Origin of the sequence: Streptomyces sp. NPDC058284 (assembly GCF_042881135.1) — a bacterium.
Lineage (GTDB): Bacteria > Actinomycetota > Actinomycetes > Streptomycetales > Streptomycetaceae > Streptomyces.
The window spans coordinates 187,536-202,467 of the sequence record NZ_JBHVYE010000004.1 but is presented as its reverse complement, the minus strand read 5'-3'; the positions used below and the strand labels follow the sequence as shown (position 1 = coordinate 202,467).

The window sequence follows — 14,932 nt, the reverse complement described above, 5'->3', positions numbered from 1 at the left end:
GTAGGGTTCTTGGGGTGCTGACCGTTCGGTCGGCGCCTCCTGGGGGGATGACGAGACGAGGGACATGCCGGAACAAGCGAGCCCGCCTGCCATAACAGCGAACGCTCCTGCGGCCACGTCGGCCGAGGCGGCGCGGATGGCGGCGGTGCGCCGTTACGACATCCTCGACACCCCTCCGGACGGCGCCTACGACCGGGTCGCGGCGCTGGCCGCGCGGCTGTTCGAGGTGCCGGTGGCGACGGTGACGATCGTGGACGAGGACCGGATCTGGTTCAAAGCCACCCACGGCTTGGAAGGCGTCACCGAGATCGGCCGCGACCCGGGCCTGTGCGCATCGGCAGTGCTCACCGATGACACCACCGTCATCCCCGACACCCTGCTGGACCCGGTCGCCTGCTCCAACCCGCTGGTAGCCGGCCCGATGGGGGTGCGGTTCTACGCCGCCGCTCCGATCATCACAGCCGATGGGTACCGGCTGGGTACGGTCAACGTCCTCGACACCCGTCCCCGCGAACTGGACGAGGCTGACGCAGCCACGCTGGCGGACCTGGCCGCAGTGGTGCGCGACCAGCTGGAGCTGCGGCTGTCGGCTCTGCACGTGGTGCGCGCCGAGCAGGAGCGCCGCAAAGCAGAGGAGGACAAGCGCCAGGCGGAGGCCGAGGCCCGGCGGCGTGCGGAGCGGGACAAGGCGGCCATCGCCACGTTCGCCTCCACTTTGCAGCGCACCCTGGTGCCTCCCGCGTTGCCCGCGGTGCCGGGCCTGGAGTTGGCCTGCCACTACAAGACCGCCTCTCCGCAGGAAGTGGGCGGCGACTTCTACGACGTCTTTCCCGTCGGCGGTGGCCGGTGGGCGTTCTTCCTCGGAGATGTCTGCGGCAAGGGTGCCGAAGCCGCCTCGGTCACCTCACTGACCCGCTACACGCTGCGGGCCGCAGCTCTCGTTGACGCGGACCCCACCGCCGCACTCAAAGCCCTGAACACCGCGCTGCTGCTGGACGCGGCGGTCGGCACCCGCTTTTGCACCGCCGTCTTCGGCCTGCTCGCTCCCGCCCGGGACGGCGGTTTCACGGTCACCCTGGCCACCGGTGGCCACCCACCCGCCTACCATCTCAGTCCCGCCGAGAGCGGCGGCGTACAGGCGAAGGAGGTTCGGGCCAAGGGCGGCATGCTGGTCGGCGCGTTCGCCGAAGCTGCCTTCGCCTCACGCACCCTGCGCCTGGCACCCGGCGAGGGACTGCTGTTGTACACCGACGGACTGACCGAGGCCCGCACCGCCGACGGCCACATGCTCGCTGACACTGGCCTGACCGACTTCCTGGCCCAGCGGCCGGCGCCGGTCAGCGCCGGCACGCTGATCGAGGACACCGTCGCACTCCTGGACACCCTTCCCGACACCGAACGTGACGACGTGGCCCTGCTGGCTCTCTCCGTACCCACCGCGGACACCGCTCCCACCGGCATCACCACCACCGCTCACAGCGCCGCCGCCCCGACCGCCGACGTCTCCGTCGGACAGGAGAACCGACACCCATGACCGTTCCCTTCCACATCGATGTTCCGCACACCGACGGCGCTCGGGCGGTGATCACGCTGTCCGGCGAATTCGACATCGCCGCCGCACCCGCCGTACGAACCCGCGCCCTCGAACTCATCGCGGACGGACACCCCAACCTGATCGCCGACCTGGCAGGCGTCACCTTCTGCGACTCCTCAGGCCTGGGCGCCCTGATCGGTATCTGGCGCTGCGCCAAGGAGGCCGACGGCTCCCTGGCTCTGGCAGCGATCCCCGACCGATTGAGCCGCTTGCTCAACGTCACCGGGATGGACACCATCCTGCCGGCCCACGCCAGCGTCGAAGCCGCGATCTCCACACAACAGGACAACCGCACGACGGCCTGAAATGGCCGAGGGTATTGCTGGACACGTGTCCGATGCCGCTGCTCCATGCCAGTCCAGTCAGCACATGGCGACAGGAGGAGCCACTGACTCACCCACGGGAGCCGGTGAAAGGCAATGGCCACAGCCAGGCTGCCGAAGCCCTCGTCGATGAAAGGCGGTCGCGAGTCCGACAACTGTGAGCGCAACCCATCTGAGCAGGCAAAACAGGGAAGAAAAGAGCCCCGTTGGTCGTTTCGGGGCTCTTGCTCATGATGGGGGGACGTGCGGGGGACAACGCGCTCAAGCAGCGTTCTGTGCCTGGTCCCCCCCCCGTCATCGTGTACTACGGCTCCTCCACGAGCGAGACGAACTCCCCGAAGTGCCGCTCGTGGGAAGGCCGCCCGGCGAGCACCTCCAGGAGCAGCCGCCGCCAGGGCCGCGCGCGACGGGCCCGTACTCCTGGTGCAGCCACAGCTGGTAGGTGTGCAGGCCCCCGGCCTCCGCGATGGCTCCCACCCCGCCGTCCGCTCTCGGCTCGGGTCCAGGAACGCGCATGCCGCGCTCCCTCTGCGCGTGATGCGGCAGATGCCTACGACGCGGCTCCCTTGGCGTCCACCACGCCGCCGATGACCAGCAGGATGACGGGGAAGCCGATCAGTAGGGAAGCCATGGTCCAGCCCATCTTCGCCGTTGTCCTGATCGCGACCTTCCGGCAGAGCAGGGCCACGGGCACCAGGTAGAGGAACGCGGCGAAGAAGGCCAAGTACAGAAAGCCCATGAGGATTTCTCCCTAGACGTGCGGAGGGGGGACGGGCCGGCCGGTGCGGGCCGGTCCGTCTCCCCTCTTCGTGCATCGGATCAGTCGGTGGTCATGCGCTCACTCACCCACTCCGGGTCACCGGGTGAGATTCTCGGTGAACTTGTTCGCCGGCTCGTCACAGTGCACCACACTGCCGGGCCGGTTCCCCGGCCCGTCCCCGAGGAACGGAACGGGAGCGTCCACGCCCCACGGATTGCCGCCACTGCCCCGGTGGAAGACGGAGCAGGAGGCGAAGGCGTTGCCGTTCGGCGCGGTGGCGGGGAAGTTGGAGAAGTTCCGCCAGTCGCCGCCGCTGATGCGGTGGTTCGACTTCCGGCCGAGGTTGTCGGTCAGCCGGTCGTCCACGTACAGATAGAGGTCCGGCATGTACGACTGGAAGACGATGCCGTCGGACGGATCGGCGTCCTTGTTCTTCTGCAGGTGCGTCGGCTTCACCGAGCCGTCGGCGCAGAAGGCCGCGGCGATGTCCTGCCAGATCGGCGGGGCGTTGCCGATCATGGAGCCGAACATGTTGTTGTTCCACTTCCCGGTGTTCTTGAAGAACATCGAGTAGACGTCCCCGGCGAACCGCCGCACGGTGTGGTTAGTCTCCAGGTCGTTGTTGACCTGGTCCACCCACGCCTTGACGTTGTCGTTGACGGACTTGTGGCCGATCATCGCCCGGTAGCCGTGCACACCGCCGCCGACCCCGCGGAAGTCGACGCACTGCTTGGCGTCGTCCAGACGTGCGCCGCGGAAGTGCGGGAAGTACGCCTGACCAGGGGTGTCACCGTCCTTGTAGGGGTGGGACGTGTGGACGTTGCCGTACTCGAGCGCGTCCTGTGTGGTGTAGTCGATGTCCGGCGCCGGGATGCCGTAGTCCGCCTCGATCGCCTGCATGATGTCCGTGACGAAGTGCGGCAGGTGGGCGTTGCCGACGCGGGCGCGGTAGTCGGACCCCACGCTGCCGTCGACGATCTTCCCGTCCTCGCCGACCACGAACGTCACGTTCACATCAGACTTGATCTTGTAGCTGTTCGGGTCCGCGTACGCCTTGGACGCGGGCTCGGCCGGGTCGGGCCGCTCGTTGGACATGGCCATCCAGCGCGGGATGGAGTGCGTGGGGGCGGAGCCGTCGGCGCGCGGCTTCCAGCCTCCCGCCTTGATCTCCTTGGCCCACTTGTCGGCCGCGTCCCACGTCTTCTGGCCCGTGCACTCGCCGACGGCCTTCGCCGAAGGGCAGCGCGCCTTGGAGGACATGCCGACGGCGTCGGCGCCCTCCGGGTTGTTCCACAGCGGACCGTGGTCAGCGAGGCCGAGACCCCAGTCGTAGAGCGACTTCATCGACCGCACCGGCGAGTTGATCTCGGTCGACACAGGCCAGTTGGAGTTCAGCTCCTGGTTCGGGTCGAAGATCGCCGCGGCGGTCAGCGAGCGGTGCACGAACTTGCCCTTGATCGGCTTGAACGCCACGGAGTTCCAGGCGATGTCGCGGTCCGCGGTGCCCGTCTTCGTGTAGTTCGTGAGCTTCACCTTCGGCGTGCCCGTGAACTTGTAGGCGCCCAGCGGCACCCACTTGCCGTTGTTCGCGTTCTGGTCGACGACCCGCTCGTAGGGGCCGCCGGACGCGCCGCTGACGACGTACGTCGCGTGCCTGGTCTGCGCCCCGGTGTCGGGGACGTAGGCGTAGACGGCGGCGAGGTCGTACTTCTTGCCCGCCGTCCACTCGCCCTCGATCGTCATCCGGTTGCCCTCGCCGCCGAGGTGGTCCTCGTTACGGGTGTGGGTGTACCAGAAGTGGCCGCCGTGGCCACCGCCGATGGAGTGCAGATCGGCCTTGGCCTCGTAGTGCTTGTCCCAGTCAGGATGGAAGGTGAACTGGAACGAGCCCGTCGAGGACGCCTTGCCGCAAGTGGACCAGGTCGGCGTTCCGTTGGGTACGGAGGCGACGACGTCGGAGCCCACGGGGGCGCCCCCGCACACCGGGTCGCCGTTCTTCAGCCGGTAGCCGCGGCCCGGCTCGGAACGCAGCGTGACGTACTTGATGCTCTCGTGCCCGCACGTCTGGTCGCAGTCGGGCTTCCACACCGCCTTCTCCTGCGTCCACCAGAACTGCCGGTAGCAGGCCTCGTCCGGGCAGTCGACCGGGTTGACCGGGTCGCAGTTGTTCTTCTTGTTGCAGAACGTGTCCAGCGGCGGGCTGACGCGGGAACGGTCGGCGATGCTCGCCCACCACGCGGGACTGAACCCGGCGGTGTTGAAGCCGGACTCGCCCTTCCAGTCCTGCTTGCCGTCCGTGCCGTAGGAGAAGCCGGTGTCGATGGACCAGGCGGACCAGCCCATCACCTTCTCCTCGTACGGCCAGTCCTGCGGGTGCGCCGCGTCACGGATGTTGTTCGCGTTGAGGCTGACATCCATGAACGGGTGGTCCCAGGCACCCTTCTTGTACATGGGGTTGGCCGGGTTGTTGTACCAGCCGAGGCCCCAGTGTCCGCCGTTCTTGCCCGACTCCGACTTGGGGTTGAAGCCGAGGTTGTAGTTCCAGGCGGCGGTGAACCAGTTCTCCATGCGGGACGGATCGTCGTTGTTGACCGTGATCTTCTGCCCGTCCTTGTGCACCTCGTTCCACTTGTCGGCGAGGATCTTCATGGAGGCGGCGATGTTGGTCGCGTAGTCGACCGCGATGACCTTCTGCAGCTTCGGGTCGAGGCTCGTCTCGTCCTTCTTCTCGTGACCCTTCAGGCGCATGCCGTCGGTGACCTGGCCGACGCCGTAACCGCAGTCGGACTTGTCCCAGTTGATGCGCCAGTAGCCGAGGAGCGTGTCCTTCGCCTTGTGACCGTAGTAGCCGTCCACGGCGGCCAGCGGATTGCCCATCTGGCCGGGGATCGCGCCGGACTCGGCCTGCCACAGGTTGGACTCCTGCGCCAGGATGCCGAGGAGCACGCTCGCCGGGATCCGGCCGCCCCCGTTCAGCTTCGGCAGCGGGAACAGGCCCTGCGGGTCGATCGTGCCGAGCCCCGCCTGGCCCCGGTAGTCGCCCTGGCGGATCCACTTGGCGCGCAGCTCACCGCGTACGGCCATGTCCACCGCCCACTCCACCTGGTTCGGCGTCGGCTGCAACGCCTGGGCGCTCATGTCGTTGCGCGAGACGGAGCACCAGCGGTCGGTGTCGACGGGATCGTGCGAGACGGGCGCGGACGCGGCCGCGGTCTTGACGGCCGAGGCGCGGGTCAGCGTGCGCGGCCTGCTGTCGCCGGTCAGGGCGGGGGAGAGTCCCGCGGTGGTGCGCGGCTGCGCCGACTCGACCCGCTGCTCGACCTTCTCGCCGGTGGTCGTCGCGGTCGACGTCACCGTGATGGTGGTCTCGTCGTCCGCGGTGCCCGGGGCCCGGCCGGAGCGCGAACGCACGCCCGCCTGGGGCTCGTTCGCCTTGTCGAAGCCCTTGCCCGCGCCCTTGATGCGGGTCAGTCCGGCGCGGACGCCGGGGGTGAGGACGGGCTCGACGGCGAGCCGTCCGTGCGAGGAGAGGTCGGTGTCGGCGGGCGCGTCGACCCGGGTGACCCCGCTGTCCCGCAGTCGTACGTCCTTGGCCTCGCCAGTCAGGAAGGTGCGGCCCCGCGCGCCGGTTTCGAGGCCGAGGTCGCCGAGGCGGCCGGTGGCGATGGTGCGGGGCTCGCCGTGCCCGTCGTACACCTTCGCCTGCGCCGTCTTCGTGCCCTTGCGGTCCACGAAGCCGACGCGGTCGCCGCCCATGGGGCGGATGTCGAAGGGGACGCTGTCGCCCTCGGCGACCTTGCGGATCTCGCCCTTGCCGTCGACGTGGACGAGGTCGCGGCCAAGACCGGCGACCACACCGTCCTTCACGGGCGCCGCCGACGACACCTGGCCGCGCAGCTCACCGGTCTTGGCGATGGTCTTGCCCGCCGTGTCCACCGTGATCACCTGCGTCTTGACCTGCGACACGTCGTTCATGTCGCGGTACTGGGTGAAGGCCGCGGTGTGCGTGGTGGTGTTACAGGTGGGGTCGAAGTAGGCGAGGGTGCCGGTGAACGGCAGCTTCGTCACGTCCCCCGTCCTCGTGTTCACGATCGCGGTGAACGCGCCGCCCTGCATCAGGTCCGGCTTGTTGGTGAACGCGCGAGGCGCGTACACGGCGGCGACATGGGAGTCGTCCATGACGCACTGGTTGCCGATCCACGAATCGGCAGGCATTCCGGGCTCGTTGAGGACGGCGGCGGTCTTCCACGCGTACGCCTCGTCCGACGCGGCGGCGAGGATGCGCAGCCCCTCGGAGTCGGCGGCGGCGGTGACGGCCCGGTCCTTCGAGGTGTCCCAGTCCTTGCCGAGCTTCTCGTCGGGGTCGGTGACGGCACCCGAACCGGGTCCGTCTCCGGCCGACTTCGGCTGGGAGGTGACGGTCGTGCCGTCGGGCGCGGCGTGGGCCGTGCCGGTCTGGATCAGCCCGGCCAGGACCGCGGCGGCCGCGAGGCCCGCGATCCCGGCGCGTGCCGGTCTCCGTATGTGCGATGTCAACTCATGCTCTTTCTCTCACAGTTGGCGCATGGCAAAGCAGCACCGATGGTGCGTTACGGGTCTTCTCCCGTGATGTCGGTGCGTTGCTGGTCAAGCTGTGAGGTGTGGGGGAAATGGGATTGATCATCGTAAGGCGTGGATAAGGGTGGCCGTAAACCGGGTGCCACGACGGACATATGAGGACTCGTCACCGCGTGACGCCGCGTCACGACGTGCTTGACCGTGCCGTGAGTCGATCTTGACGGGGCCGTTATCCCTCGCCGTACAACCATGCTTAACGCCACAGATGGGGTGGGTGGCACTTGTCGGCTTTAAGCGGATTCATCCGCTAGATCGCTGCACGCTCCACGCATTACGTTCCTTGATCGGATCCACGGAGCCCCGGAGAACCCGGAGCTCCGTGGATCCGCTCGAACATGACGTCTTTCTGGGGAACACCCGTGCACATCAGCGCCCGCACCACCATGGCCGCCACCGCCGCCGCCCTCGCCCTCGCGACCGCAGGCATCACCGCCGCTCCGGCCTTCGCCGACAGCTCCCTCCCCGAGGTGCCTGGCGCCGTCTCCGGCACCGCGACCTCCGAAGAGGAGGCGCAGGTCCACCAGGACGTGGAGAACGCGCCGAAGGTCGAGATGTACTACCACGGCGAGAAGATCGACTCCCGGTCCGACGACCTCGGCGGCGCGCAGGTCTGCGCCGAGGTCTCACAGGACGGCACGATGGAGTGCTTCGACGACCAGGCCGAGGCCGACGCCTACCTCGCCGAGCACGCGCCGACTCCGCAGGCGCGCGAGGGCGCGGCCGGCCAGAGCTCCCCGAAGGCCGCGCTGGCCGCCACCGCCCTGCGCAGCAGCTGGCAGGACTGCCCCAAGAGCTGGGTGTGCCTGTGGCAGGACGCGGACTTCAAGGGCCGTCGCCTGCAGTGGCCGACGTACGACACCGCGAAGACCCGCCACCTGGACCAGTACAGCCCGAGCTTCCGGGACAAGGCGTCCTCCGCGTACGTCAACCGCCCCCAGCGCGGTGTGGAGCTGTACGACTTCCGCACCGGCATGCCCGACCCGCACCTCTTCCTCGGGGCCGGATACACCCGGTACCCGAACTTCGCGAAGATTTCCTACGCTTACGGTGGTAACTGGAACGACAAGGCCGACGCGATCAAGTTCTGAGAGGGAGGAGCGCGTGATGCGCCCCCGGCTGATCCGATCCGCGGCGCTCGCCCTCGGCGCGTGCGTCGCCATCGGCCTCACGAGTGGCTGCGAGTGGACCGACACGACGGCCCAGGGCACCGCCACCGAGCAGGAGACCCTGCCGCCCGACGCCGACAAGAAGCAGTCGCGGAAGAACGCCGACGACTTCCGCGCGTGGGTCGAGGCCAACGGCACCCAGGAGCAGAAGAAGGCGGCGTCCCGCGTACGGCGCGTCATCGGCGAGTGGGACGACAGAACCGGCAACGCCTACATCTCCACCGACATCAACGGTGGGACGACGCCGGTCAAGGAGCCCATGGCCACCGCACGCGCGCTCGCCGCGGCCTTCGACGACTGGAAGGACTCCAAGGAGGGCTACGTCTCGGTGTACGACGTCTTCGGCAACGCCCTCGTCACCAACGAGGAGTTCTGAGCCGAGGAGTTCTGAGCTGATGCGGAGTCGGGGCACGGCGCGCCCGGTGCGCCGTGCCCCGGACCGTACGAGGTGTCAGTCCTGGTGGCGGTGACAGGGCATGATCCGGTAGCGAGGATCTGAGACCTCACCCTCCGCCCCGCTGTCGCACGGTCGACCCGGCGCGCCCCTTCACCACCTCCAACTGCGCGTGCACCCGTCTCCGCAAGTCACCGACGTGGCTGACGATGCCTACGCTGCGGTCCCTTTCGCGCAGGGAGTCCAGGACGTCCAGGACCTCGTCCAGGGTCTGTTCGTCCAGGCTGCCGAAGCCCTCGTCGATGAAGAGCGTGTCGAGCCGGACGCCGCCCGCCTCGTCCGTGACCACGTCGGCGAGGCCGAGCGCCAGGGCGAGCGAGGCGAAGAACGTCTCGCCGCCCGACAGGGTCGACGTGTCGCGCTCGCGGCCCGTCCAGGCGTCCACCACGTGCAGGCCGAGGCCCGAACGGCCGCGTCCGGTACGGTCGTCGGAGTGCACGAGGGTGTAGCGGCCCGAGGACATACTCCGCAGCCGGACGGTCGCCGCGGCGGCGACCTGCTCGAGGCGGGCGGCGAGCACGTACGACTCCAGGCGCATCCGGCGTTCGTTGTCCGCCGATGTGCCCGCGGCGAGGCCGGCGAGCCTGGCCACCCTGTCGTAGGCGGCCCGCACGGGTGCCAGTGCGCGCATCGCTCTGAGTGAGCGGGCGGAGAGGCGGTCCAGTTCGGCGCAGCGCCGGTCGGCCGCGTCCCGTGCGGAGGCGGCGGCCCGCAGGCGCAGGCCCGCCGCCTCCGCTGCCGCGCGCGCGGCGGGCAGGTCGGCGGGGGGCTGCTGGGCGGCGGCGGCCGTGTCCGGTTCGGCGAGCACGGAACGCACCGCGGCGTCCTCGTTGCGCCAGGCGTCGATGCGGTGCTGGATCTCGCGGTATGTGGCGTCGCCGAGCAGTGCGGCGGCCGCGGCCTCCGGCGTGTCGAAGCCCGCGCGGTAGGCGGCGTCGGCGAGGCGCGCGTCCGCGTCCTTGAGCCGCTCGGCGGTGTCGGCGGCGGCGCGTGCGGCGTCCGCGGCCTCGGTGAGCAGTGCCGCCTGCCGCTCCAGCTGGGCGGCGCGGTCCGCGACGTTGCCGCTGGCGCCGCGCGCGCGGGTCAACTCCTCTTCCAGGGCGCCCTGTTCGCGCTCCAGGGCGTCGCGCAGGGTGGCCCGGGACGCGACGCGACGGGCGGCTTCCTGCTGCCCGGCGAGCCTGCGGTCGTACTCGCTCTCCGCCCGCGCCAGCGCTTCCCTGGCGGCGTGCAGGCCGGCGGCTTGGTCGCGGGCCTCGGTGTACGCCTGCCGCAACGCGTCGACGGCGGCGGCGAGTTCGTCGGTGGTGGGGTCCTCGGCGGTGCCGGTCGCGGAGTCGGCGGCGGCAGCGGTCTCCGTGGCTGCGGGCGCCCCGTCCGGTTCCGGTTCCGCTGCCGGGCCGCCGCGTGCGGCTGCCGTCGCCGCGGCGAGGGATGCGCGTACGTCCCCGAGGGCACGCTCGGCCTTCTCGCGGGCCTCGACCGCGCGACGGTGGGCGGCGAGCGCCGCCTCCTCTGCCTGGCGGTCCACGTGCCCGGCGACCTTCCGCGCGGGCGCCGGGTGGTCCTTCGCTCCGCACACCGCGCACGGCTCGCCGTCGGTCAGGTGCGCGGCCAGTTCGGCGGCGATGCCCGTGAGGCGTTGCTCCTTGAGGGCGAGCCAGTGTTCGTGGGCCGCGGTGGCGGACTCGCGGGCGGCGAGGGCGTGTTCCTGTGCCGCCGCCGCGTCCTGGGCCAGGCGGTCGCGGCGGCGGGCCGCGTCCAGCCGGGTCCGGGCCGGTTCGAGGCGGCCCGCAAGACGCTCGGCGCGGGTCGCGGCTTCCTGGGCGGACTCGATGCGCTCCTGGAGCGCGGCCCGGGTCGCCTCCCAGCCGTCGAGCCAGGCCGTCGCGTCCTGGAGCAGCTCGTCGTCCGCGCGCTCCTGGCGGTCGAGGGTCGCGCGTTCGGCGGTGATGTCGGCGATCCGCCGCTCGGCGCGCCGGGCCGACGCGAGGCCCCCCAGCTCCTCGGCCGCCGTGCGTGCGGCGGCGGCGAGACCGGCCGCGCCGGAGGCGGCGAACGTCTCGGGCAGCCGGCCACGCGCGCGCGTCTCGGCCTCCGTGGCGTGGCGGTGCTCCGCCTCGGCCGTGTCGCGCAGGCCGAGCGCGGGCGCCACCGTCTCGGCCTTGCGGGCCCGTTCCAGACGCCGGTCGAGCTCGCGCTGTTCGTCCTCGCGCTCGTTCAGCCGCGCGGCGCGTTCGCGGGCCTCGGCGAACCGGCCCTGCAACCGGTCGAGTTCGCGTACGTCAGCGAGTCGGCGCTCCGCGGCGGCCTGGGCGGATTCGGCCGTGGAGAGGGCGCAGCGCGCGACGGTGAGGCGTTCGCGGGCGCTCGCCCGGGCGACGGCGGCCCAGGTGAGGACGGCGTCCGCCAGGCCCGGGTCGCCGGGGGCGGCGTCGGGCAGGGGCAGTTCGGCTCCCTGGCTGTCGTCGCCCGCGGCCTGCTGCATGCGGTGCGCGTCGGCGAGGAGTGCCGCGTCCCCGTCCTTGACCTCGGCCTCGGTGGCGCGTCGCTGCTCGGCGAGACGCTGCTCGACGGCGGCGAACCGCCGCGTGTCGAAGAGCCGTCCGAGCACCTTGCCGCGCGCCTCAGCGTCCGCACGCAGGAACCGGGCGAAGTCGCCCTGAGGCAGCAGCACGACCTGGCAGAACTGCTCCTTGCTCATGCCGAGCAGCTGGTTGATCTCCTCGCCGATCTCCTGGTGGGAGCGGCTGAGGTCCTTCCAGCCACCCGCGCCCGTAGCCGCATCCGTGCCCGTGGTGCCCGCGGTCGCGTCCCGGACCGCCCCGGTGTCGTACTCGCGCAGCCAGCTCTGCGCCTTGTCCGTGGTGGTGCCGGTGCCGCGCTTCTTGGGGCGCGCCCACGGAGGCTGGCGGGTGATCTCCAGGCGTCGTCCGGCGACGGTGAGTTCGAGGCACACCTCCGTACGAGTGCCCGGCTGGGCGTGGTCGCTGCGCAGCGACATGCCCTGGCCGCCGCTGCCCTGCCGGGCCCCCGGCACCGAGCCGTAGAGGGCGTAGCACACGGCGTCCAGGACGGAGGTCTTGCCCGCGCCCGTCGGGCCGTGCAGCAGGAACAGCCCGGCGGCGCTCAGGTCGTCGAAGTCGATGTCCTGGGTGGTGCCGAAGGGCCCGAAGGCGGTGATACGGAGCCGGTGGAGTCTCATCGGGCGACCTCGCGGAGGCCCTCTTCGACGAAGGCGGAGTCGGCACGGACCGCGTCGAACGCCGAACGCAGCACTTCCTCCTCCTGTTCATCGGGGCCCGCCCCGCGCACATGGGTCACGAAGTCCACGGCGATCTGCTGATCGCTGCGGCCCTGGAGCCGCTGGGCGTACGAGACGTCCGGGTCGTCGGGGGCCCGGTCCGGGTCGAAGACGAGGCTGAGGGTGTGCGGGAAGCGCTCACAGAGCCGCGCCATCGGGTCGTCGGGGCGTACCGCGTCGGTGAGGGTGGCCTCGACCCAGGCCTCCGCGTGGCGGGCGAGGCCAGGGTCGTCGAGCAGGTCGTCGAGGGTGCCTCTGATGCGGGCGAGCGGGCGCGGCACCGGGCAGTCGACGCGCTCGGCGTCGATGTCCCCCTGGGGGCCGAGGTCGATGAGCCACATGCTCTTGCGGTGGTCGGCCTCGGAGAAGGAGTACGGCAGCGGGGACCCGGAGTAGCGCACGCGCGCGCCGAGGGTCTGGCTGCCGTGCAGGTGACCGAGTGCCGCGTAGTCGACGCCGTCGAAGACGCCGGACGGCACGGCCGAGACACCGCCGACGGTGATGTCACGCTCGCTGTCGCTGGCCCGGCCACCAGTGACGAAGGCGTGGGCGAGGACGACGGAGCGGGTGCCGCGCGCGCGGGTGGCGAGGTCGGCGCGCACCCGGTCCATGGCGGCCCCGAGGACCGCCTCGTGCCCCGCCTTGCCCACCCCGAACTCGTCCTTGACCAGGGCGGGTTCGAGGTAGGGCAGGCCGTAGAACGCCACGTCCCCGTGGGCGTCGGCGAGGATCACCGGTTCCGCGCAGGCGGCGGGGTCGGTACGCAGGTGGATGCCGGCGCGGTCGATGAGGCCCGCGCCGACTCCGAGGCGGCGTGCCGAGTCGTGGTTCCCGGAGATCATGACCGTCGGTACGCCGAGGTCCGCGAGCCGGTGCAGGGCGTCGTCGAAGAGCTCGACGGCCGCGAGCGGCGGCACCGCCCTGTCGTACACGTCACCGGCCACCACCACGGCGTCCACGGCGCGCTCGCGCACGGTCGCCACCAGGTGCCCGACGAACGCGGCCTGGGCGTCGAGCATGTTCACGCGGTGGAACGATCGCCCCAGATGCCAGTCGGACGTGTGCAGCAGCCTCATGGACCACGAGACTAACGGGCGGGTCGGACATCACGGGCGGCCACTCCCGCAACCGCTCCTTTTCCGGAAGATTCCGGGACATTCCGGCACTCGCTACCGGTACGTACGGGTAGCCGCTTCCGCGACGCCCCGGCACCCGCGTCTCACGCGTCCCCGTACGCCTCTCCCCCGAGCTCGAACACCGCGCTGCCCGCGGTGGCGTCGGCCAGCCATCCCCGGAAGGCCTCCACGTCGGCGTCGGGCAGGCCGATCTCGATCGTGACCGCGTCGCCGTAGCGGACGTCGCGCACCTCACGGCCCGCCGTCCGCAGATCGTTCTGGACCTTGCCCGCGCGCTGGTGGTCGACCGTGACGGTGGCGAGGCGGAAGCGGCGGCGGGTGACGGTGCCAAGAGCGTCGAGGGCCTCACCGACCGCTCCTCCGTAGGCGCGGATGAGACCGCCCGCGCCGAGCTTGACGCCTCCGTAGTAGCGGGTCACGACGGCGGCGACGTAGCGCATGTCGCGGCGCGTCAGCATCTGCAGCATCGGGACGCCCGCGGTGCCGCCGGGCTCGCCGTCGTCGCTCGCCTTCTGCACGGCGGCGTCGGCCCCGATGACGTAGGCGTAGCAGTTGTGGCTGGCGGTCGGGTGCTCCTTGCGGACGCGTGCGACGAAGTCCTGGGCCTCCCGCTCGGTGGCCGCGGGCGCGAGGGCGCACAGGAAGCGCGAGCGGTTGATCTCGGTCTCGTGCACGCCCTCGCGGGCCACTGTGCGGTACTCGTCCTGCATCACGCCAGCGTAGGCGCTCGTCGGCGGCGGGCCGCACGCGGGAGGCCGGTGGGGTGGCGTAGGCCACAGCGGGCACGCGTGCGCGAGCCGCCCGGTACCGTGATCTCTCGTGACGTCACCTTCGCTGCCCCCGCGCCAAGGCCGGGGCTCCGCCGGGCCCTTGGCCACCCTGCTCGCCGGTCTGCCCGTCACCGTCGTCGAAACGCACGACGATCCGGCCGACGCGGTCCTCTTCCCCGAGGAGCAGGCAGTCGTGGCGAACGCGGTGGCCAAGCGGCGCAACGAGTTCACCACCGTGCGGCACTGCGCCCGCACCGCGCTCGCCCGAATCGGTGTGCCGCCCGCGCCGATCCTGCCGGGCCAGCGCGGGGCGCCGGGCTGGCCCGCCGGTGTCGTCGGCAGCATGACGCACTGTGCCGGATACCGCGCGGCGGTCGTGGCCCGCGCGGGCGAGGTGACCTCGGTCGGCATCGACGCGGAGCCGGGCGAGCCGCTGCGGGACCCCGAGGTCCTGAACCTGGTGGCCGACGAGACGGAGCGTGCGGCACTCGCCGCGCTCGGCGTCAGGCACCCCGCCACGCCCTGGGACAGGCTGCTGTTCAGCGCCAAGGAGTCCGTCTACAAGACGTGGTTCCCCCTGACCGGCCGCTGGCTCGGCTTCGAGGACGCCCATGTGGAACTGACCCCGGACGGGACGTTCACCGCACGGCTCCTGGTCGAGGGGCCCGTGGTCGGGGGCGTCGGGCTGCGGGGGTTCTCCGGTCGGTGGACCGTACGCGACGGTATCGCCGCCACGGCCATCGTCCTGCCGGTGCCTTCCGCGCTGCCGGTCGGGTAGGGGCGCCGGGAGGGACCGCGGAGGCCTGCC

At 71.1% G+C, this 14,932-nt stretch carries 11 protein-coding genes; 5 read left to right on the top strand and 6 right to left on the bottom strand.

The features are described from left to right. Window positions 1-136 precede the first annotated feature (136 nt). Both ACFVYR_RS08535 and ACFVYR_RS08530 read left to right on the top strand, forming a co-directional pair. Complete coding sequence (locus ACFVYR_RS08535) at window positions 137-1,534, top strand: PP2C family protein-serine/threonine phosphatase (RefSeq protein ID WP_384252969.1); 1,398 nt, start codon at window positions 137-139, stop codon at window positions 1,532-1,534. Further along, entirely contained in the window at window positions 1,531-1,899 is a 369-nt protein-coding gene (locus ACFVYR_RS08530) for an STAS domain-containing protein (protein WP_384252972.1), read from the top strand. The genes ACFVYR_RS08535 and ACFVYR_RS08530 overlap by 4 nt, the downstream gene beginning before the upstream one ends. 322 nt (window positions 1,900-2,221) lie before the next feature. On the opposite strand, the gene ACFVYR_RS08525 is transcribed toward ACFVYR_RS08530, so the two are convergent. The 3 genes from ACFVYR_RS08525 to ACFVYR_RS08515 all read right to left on the bottom strand — a co-directional run bounded on the left by ACFVYR_RS08525 (window position 2,222) and on the right by ACFVYR_RS08515 (window position 7,213). Beyond that, a complete protein-coding gene (locus tag ACFVYR_RS08525; RefSeq protein ID WP_384252975.1) occupies window positions 2,222-2,350 on the bottom strand; it encodes a hypothetical protein in 129 nt (42 codons plus the stop codon). Window positions 2,351-2,467: 117 nt separating this feature from the next. Then, a complete protein-coding gene (locus ACFVYR_RS08520; protein ID WP_384252978.1) occupies window positions 2,468-2,656 on the bottom strand; it encodes a hypothetical protein in 189 nt (62 codons plus the stop codon). A 117-nt stretch (window positions 2,657-2,773) separates the two neighbouring features. Continuing rightward, entirely contained in the window at window positions 2,774-7,213 is a 4,440-nt protein-coding gene (locus ACFVYR_RS08515; RefSeq protein WP_384252981.1) for a hypothetical protein, read from the bottom strand. A 416-nt stretch (window positions 7,214-7,629) separates the two neighbouring features. Here ACFVYR_RS08515 and ACFVYR_RS08510 point away from each other — a divergent pair, with 416 nt between their 5' ends. Together ACFVYR_RS08510 and ACFVYR_RS08505 are read left to right on the top strand one after the other, a co-directional pair. Beyond that, the gene (locus tag ACFVYR_RS08510; protein WP_384252983.1) at window positions 7,630-8,382 is read left to right on the top strand and encodes a peptidase inhibitor family I36 protein; all 753 of its coding nucleotides are present in this window, start codon (window positions 7,630-7,632) and stop codon (window positions 8,380-8,382) included. 16 nt (window positions 8,383-8,398) lie between these two features. Further along, on the top strand, window positions 8,399-8,836 hold the full coding sequence (locus tag ACFVYR_RS08505) for a hypothetical protein (protein WP_384252985.1): 438 nt from the start codon (window positions 8,399-8,401) through the stop codon (window positions 8,834-8,836). 127 nt (window positions 8,837-8,963) lie between these two features. Here ACFVYR_RS08505 and ACFVYR_RS08500 read toward each other — a convergent pair whose 3' ends face one another. The 3 genes from ACFVYR_RS08500 to ACFVYR_RS08490 form a co-directional block, all read right to left on the bottom strand. Continuing rightward, window positions 8,964-12,119, bottom strand: coding sequence for an AAA family ATPase (locus ACFVYR_RS08500; protein ID WP_384252988.1), 3,156 nt, complete (start codon window positions 12,117-12,119; stop codon window positions 8,964-8,966). Beyond that, complete coding sequence (locus tag ACFVYR_RS08495) at window positions 12,116-13,294, bottom strand: exonuclease SbcCD subunit D (protein WP_384252990.1); 1,179 nt, start codon at window positions 13,292-13,294, stop codon at window positions 12,116-12,118. The genes ACFVYR_RS08500 and ACFVYR_RS08495 overlap by 4 nt, the downstream gene beginning before the upstream one ends. Window positions 13,295-13,437: 143 nt before the next feature. Next, window positions 13,438-14,064: a YigZ family protein gene (locus ACFVYR_RS08490; RefSeq protein ID WP_384252992.1), complete on the bottom strand. Its 627-nt coding sequence runs from the start codon at window positions 14,062-14,064 to the stop codon at window positions 13,438-13,440. A gap of 160 nt (window positions 14,065-14,224) precedes the next feature. Here ACFVYR_RS08490 and ACFVYR_RS08485 point away from each other — a divergent pair, with 160 nt between their 5' ends. Then, window positions 14,225-14,902 (top strand): 4'-phosphopantetheinyl transferase, encoded by a 678-nt coding sequence (locus ACFVYR_RS08485; RefSeq protein WP_384253025.1) that lies wholly within the window; start codon window positions 14,225-14,227, stop codon window positions 14,900-14,902. Window positions 14,903-14,932 lie beyond the last annotated feature (30 nt).